General features: G+C 71.9%; 7 protein-coding genes. 5 read left to right on the forward strand and 2 right to left on the reverse strand.

The features are described 5' to 3' along the window. Positions 1–32 precede the first annotated feature (32 nt). Positions 33–530, reverse strand: a complete 498-nt coding sequence (locus tag VFE05_00610) for a type II toxin-antitoxin system VapC family toxin (GenBank protein HET6228543.1) — start codon at positions 528–530, stop codon at positions 33–35. Beyond that, positions 527–724 (reverse strand): hypothetical protein, encoded by a 198-nt coding sequence (locus VFE05_00615; protein HET6228544.1) that lies wholly within the window; start codon positions 722–724, stop codon positions 527–529. Before VFE05_00615 ends, VFE05_00610 begins: the two co-directional genes overlap by 4 nt. A 576-nt stretch (positions 725–1300) precedes the next feature. On the opposite strand from VFE05_00615, the gene VFE05_00620 reads away from it, so the two are divergent. From VFE05_00620 to VFE05_00640, 5 genes are all read left to right on the forward strand, one after another. Then, entirely contained in the window at positions 1301–2182 is an 882-nt protein-coding gene (locus tag VFE05_00620) for a YicC/YloC family endoribonuclease (protein ID HET6228545.1), read from the forward strand. After that, positions 2179–2886 carry a guanylate kinase gene (gene gmk, locus VFE05_00625; GenBank protein HET6228546.1) on the forward strand — a complete coding sequence of 236 codons (708 nt, stop codon included), beginning with the start codon at positions 2179–2181 and terminating at the stop codon, positions 2884–2886. The genes VFE05_00620 and gmk overlap by 4 nt, the downstream gene beginning before the upstream one ends. Beyond that, positions 2883–3125: a DNA-directed RNA polymerase subunit omega gene (gene rpoZ / locus VFE05_00630; GenBank protein ID HET6228547.1), complete on the forward strand. Its 243-nt coding sequence runs from the start codon at positions 2883–2885 to the stop codon at positions 3123–3125. The genes gmk and rpoZ overlap by 4 nt, the downstream gene beginning before the upstream one ends. Before the next feature lie 7 nt (positions 3126–3132). Beyond that, a complete protein-coding gene (gene coaBC / locus VFE05_00635) occupies positions 3133–4374 on the forward strand; it encodes a bifunctional phosphopantothenoylcysteine decarboxylase/phosphopantothenate--cysteine ligase CoaBC (GenBank protein ID HET6228548.1) in 1242 nt (413 codons plus the stop codon). Next, on the forward strand, positions 4371–5053 hold a 683-nt coding region (locus VFE05_00640), incomplete at its 3' end, for a uracil-DNA glycosylase (GenBank protein HET6228549.1). The genes coaBC and VFE05_00640, both read left to right, overlap by 4 nt.

Below are 5053 nucleotides of genomic sequence, written 5' to 3' on the forward strand. Positions count from 1 at the left end.
CCCCCCGATTATGGTCGATTGAGTGCACCGAGTTACGAACTGGGTGGTTCGCGCAGAGCTTTGGCGGCGGGGTCGTAGACGGCGAAGCCCTCGCCTCGCGCGGCGTCAGCCTGCCGGTGGTCACTGGTGACGAAGCGGAAAGCGACGCCGTCCGGCGCGCCTTCGCGTCCGGCCAGTGCCGCCGCCAGGTGCACCGCGTCGGCTCCGCGCAGGCCGTAGATCCGCACCAGCTCGCCCGCCTGCTCCATGACGCCGCTGGCGGGGATGATGAGGAACGGTGTCGTGGCTCCGTGAAGCGCCTGCCGCACTCCATCCGCCGCGCTGCGGTGCGCGAGGCGGGTCAGCTTCTTCTCCGCCAGGCGCTGCGAAAGAGCGGAAAGGGCTTCGGGATAGACGAGGTCACAGACGAGGACGCGGGCAGACGGAGTGGGTGCGGTCGCTGCCCGGAGCAGGTCCTTCACCGTCTCGGTCCCCGGCTCCAGCGCGTAGATACGGACGAACGCGCTGGTGTCGAGGAAGTAGTACTTCACGCGCCGCGGCGAAGCCTGACCACAGTTTCACTGAGCGGCTCACCCTCGATCGAGACCGTGTCCGGAATCGCGTAGCCGGGCCCGGCGTCGGGGAGACGAACTGAGATGCCGAGGTGCCGCATGCGGCTCTCGAAGATCGCGAGATCGTCGGGGAGCGCAGGCGAAGCTGCGGGGCGCCTCACTGCGTTCTTCATGCGGTTCGCTTTCAGTTGGGCAGGCCGAAGCACGGCACTCTTCCGAAGCTCACGTGTCCTGGAGAGATTGTCAACTCTCTTGCTGCGTATGTAAGTGGCTGGCGTTCGGCAGGTTGGGCGCTGGTGTACGGACTCGGCTGGACGGGAGACGATCGTGCGGGCACAGTGTTGGTACCTTTGCCGCTTCAGGAACGGTGCAGATGCTGTGATTGCAAGTGTCGGTTGTCGTATCCAGAAGAAGAAGATGTGCGGCGGGAGACTCGCGCGGCGTGGTGCGTCAGGGTGCGCGGATGGCGCGAGGCTCGCGCCGGGGCGGGGAGACCCCGGACGGAGGCCAACAGGGGTATCGTTGGCCGGAGGAGGAGGCTCGCCGACCCCGCGGAGGAGACGGGCGGGGGCAGTTTCCCGCCCGGCTCCGGAGCGGTCCCGCGACGGAGCCTCTTCCGCCGACCCGGCACGCCCTCCCTACGCCTCTCGGCCACGCCAGCCAAACCGCCGGAGAACGCTGCTCAAAGTTGACGTAGGCTCGCCGGGCCGGTAACTTCCAGGATTCACGGAGGGGTGATGATACGGAGCATGACGGGGTACGGGGAGGCGGAGCGCGACACTCCCGCCGGGGTCCTGCAGGCCGAAGTACGGACGGTGAACCACCGCCACTTCAACGTGAACTTCCGGCTCCCCTCGTCGCTCGCGCGCTGGGAGACGGAGATGCGCGAGTGGCTGCGGACGTCCGTGTCGCGCGGCCACGTGAGCTGCGCCATCCGCGTGGAGCCCCACCCCGGCGACGCGGCCGCCCGCGGCCTGCGCGTGAACGACGAGCGCGTGGCCGCCTACCTCGCCCTGTTCCGCGAGATGGGCGAGCGCTTCGGCATTCCCGGCGAGCCCGACCTGGCGCTGCTCACCCGCTACTCCGACGTGATCGTCCGCGACGACACCGCCGACGTTCAGGTGGAGGTGGACGGAGACGACCTCCGCGCGGTGGTGGAGGAAGCGTCGCGCCGCAACGTGACCATGCGCGAGGACGAGGGCCGCCGCCTCCAGGCAGACCTGGAAGGCAGGCTGGACGCCATCTCCGCCGCACTGGCCGAGATCGAGCGCCGCGCGCCCGCGCGTCTCACGGCCGAGCGCGACCGGCTGCGCGAGGCGATACGCGAGCTGGCCGGCGGCGTGGGCATCAGCGAGGACCGGCTGGCGCAGGAGGTGGCGCACCTGGCCGAGCGCTGGGACGTGAACGAGGAGCTGGTGCGCTTCCGCTCGCACGGCGAGCTGTTCCGCGAGCTGCTGGCCGCGGACTCGGCCGAGCCGGTGGGCAAGCGCCTGTCGTTCCTTGTGCAGGAGATGCACCGCGAGGCGAACACCATCGGCTCCAAGGCCAACGACGCGGCCATCGCGCACCGCGTGGTCGCCATCAAGGACGAGGTGGAGCGCCTCCGCGAGCAGGTGGAAAACGTAGAGTGAGCCCCGCGCGCCGCGGCCTGCCCTGCCGCACCTTCCCCGTGGTGCTCTCGGCCCCCTCGGGCGCCGGCAAGACGACGATCGCGCGGCGCCTCCGCGAGAGGCGCGGCGACGTCGTCTTCTCCGTCTCGGCCACCACGCGCGCGCCGCGCCGCCACGAGCGCAACGGGGTGGACTACCACTTCGTGCCCGTGGACGAGTTCCGGCGGATGATCGACGCGGGCGAGCTGGCGGAGTGGGCGGAGGTGCACGGCAACTACTACGGCACGCCGCTCGCCAACCTGACACGGGCGGTGGAGCGCAGCCAGTTCCTGCTGCTGGACATCGATGTGCAGGGCGCGCGGCAGATCCGGAAGGTGGCGGCCGACGCGGTGCACGTCTTCATCCTCCCGCCCAACGGCGACGTGCTGGCCGAGCGCCTGCTGCGCCGCGGCAGCGAGGGCGAGGAGGTGCGGCAGCGCAGGCTGTCCAACGCGTGCGGCGAGGTGCAGAGCGCGGCGGAGTTCGACTACGTGGTGGTGAACGACGACCTGGACGCCACGGTAGACGCGGTGGAGAAGATCCTCGCCACCGAGTCGCACAGGGTGCAGCACCTGCCGGAGATGGGCGCCACTCTGGAGCGCATCTGCCGGGAGATCGGGAAGCACGTGGCGCCGCCCCCCGGCGGCGCGCGGGAAATCGCACAGACGCAGGAGCGTTCGCAATGAGAGTCGTGACCCCGGGCCAGGCGGCCCGCCACACCGGAAGCAAGTACCTGGGCGTGCTGGTGGCCGCCAAGTACGCGCGCAACCTGAACGACCTGCGCCGCAACGAGCTGATGGAAGACCCCACCGTGAGCGGCGTCCCCGGCGAGGTCCGCGAGAAGCTGACCACCATCGCCATCGAGGAAGTGGCCAAGGGCACGGTGGACTACCACCTGACGTCGCGCCGCCGGCCCGAGTACTAGGCCGCACGTGCCGGCCGCGCGCGGTCTGCGGCGTCCCTTCGAGGGGCGCCGCGTCGTGTTGGGGGTCACGGGCGGCATCGCGGCGTACAAGGCCGTGGCGGTCGCCCGCGAGCTGGCGCTGGCCGGCGCCGCCGTCGAGGCGGTGCTCACGGCGGGCGCCCTGGAGTTCGTGCGCCCCCTGACGTTCGAGGCGCTCACCGGCCGCGCCGCGCACACCTCGTTGTACCCGCCGGGCCAGCCCCTCACCCACATCCATCTGGCGCGCGACGCCGACGCGGTGGTGGTCGCCCCCGCGACCGCCAACTTTATCGCGCGCGCCGCCGCCGGGATGGCCGACGACCTGCTCACCGCCGTCCTCCTCGCCACCGACGCCCCCGTCGTCGTCTGCCCGGCGATGAACGACCGCATGTACCGCCACCCGCAGACGCAGGCCAACCTGCGCCGCCTGGCGGAGATCGGGTATCGGATCGCCGGGCCCGCCGTCGGGCCGCTCGCGTGGGGCGAGGGTGAGGGGCCGGGGCGGATGATCGAGCCGGACGAGGTCGTCGCGCACGCCGGACGCGCGCTGGAGCCCGCGGGTGCGCTGGGCGGACGGCGCGTGGTCGTCACCGCAGGCCCCACGCGCGAAGCCATCGACCCGGTGCGTTTCATCGGCAACCGCTCGTCCGGCCGGATGGGCTACGAGATCGCCGCCGCCGCATGGCGCCGCGGCGCGAGCGTGCTTCTCGTCACCGGCCCGTCGCCCCTCGCTCCCCCGCCGGGAGTCGAGGTCGAACGTGTCGAGACGGCGGAGGAGATGCGGAACGCCGTCGCCTCGGCTCTTCCATCTGCCGACGTGCTGGTGATGTCCGCCGCCGTGGCGGACTTCCGTCCCGCGGACCCGGCCGAGCGGAAGATCAAGAAGGAGGACGGCGAGATCCCGACCATCCGCCTGGAAGCGACGGCGGACGTGCTCAAGGCGACGCGCGAGGCGCGGCCGCCGGCGTGCGTGGTCGTCGGCTTCGCGCTTGAGACGAACGACGCGGTGAGCAACGGGCGGCGGAAGCTGGAAGCGAAGGGCCTGGACCTGCTCGTCGTGAACGACGCGACGGAGCCGGGCGCGGGGTTCGAGGTCGCCACCAACCGCGTCGTCCTCCTCCAGCCCGGCCGCGACGACGAGGCGCTGCCGCTGCTGCACAAGGCCGAGGTGGCGGACCGCATCCTGGACCGCGTGGAGACGCTGGTGCCGCCGCGGGAGCCCGCGCGTTGACCGACCCGCGCGACCTGCTGGAGCGCTACGTCCGCCAGCGAATGGAGCTGGGGGAGACGGAGGTCGTGCTCGACGGCTGGACCGAGGCGGAGCTGAGGGCTCTGCTTTCCGGTAGCGCCGGGAGCGTTTCGGGTGTGGTGCCCGCGGCCCCCGCGTCCCCATCTTCCGACGTTCACGTTGGACGCACGGCTGCACCGTCGTCTCCGGAGCGGACGCGTCCCTCCGAAGCTCGGCCGCTGGAGCGCGTGGCGGTAGGCATCGCGGCTGACGGGACGCCCGGGGCCGGGGAGATGCGGCAGGCGCCGGACGCCCCCGCGCGCGGCGCCAGCGCGGAGGAGATCGTGATGCTCCCCACGCTGGACGCGGTGCGCGACCTGGCGCTGGGCTGCCCGCGCTGCCGGCTGGCGAATTCCCGCCAGCACGTCGTCTTCGGCGAGGGCGACCCCGCGGCGGACCTGATGGTGGTGGGCGAGGCACCGGGGGAGAACGAGGACCGCACCGGGCGGCCCTTCGTGGGCAAGGCGGGCAAGCTGCTGGACCTGCTGCTCGCCTCCGTCGGGCTTCCCCGCGAGGCGGTCTACATCTGCAACGTGCTCAAGTGCCGGCCGCCCGACAACCGCAACCCCATGGCGGACGAGGTGGAGGCGTGCAGCCCGTACCTGGTCCGCCAGGTGGACCT

The organism is Longimicrobiaceae bacterium (assembly GCA_035696245.1).
GTDB lineage: Bacteria > Gemmatimonadota > Gemmatimonadetes > Longimicrobiales > Longimicrobiaceae > DASRQW01.

Excerpts from the sequence above, each read along its gene's own strand:
- rpoZ (HET6228547.1), top strand. The coding sequence starts at position 2,883 with ATGAGAGTCGTGACCCCGGGCCAGGCGGCCCGCCACACCGGAAGCAAG.
- VFE05_00615 (HET6228544.1), bottom strand. The coding sequence starts at position 724 with ATGAAGAACGCAGTGAGGCGCCCCGCAGCTTCGCCTGCGCTCCCCGAC.
- VFE05_00620 (HET6228545.1), top strand. The coding sequence starts at position 1,301 with ATGACGGGGTACGGGGAGGCGGAGCGCGACACTCCCGCCGGGGTCCTG.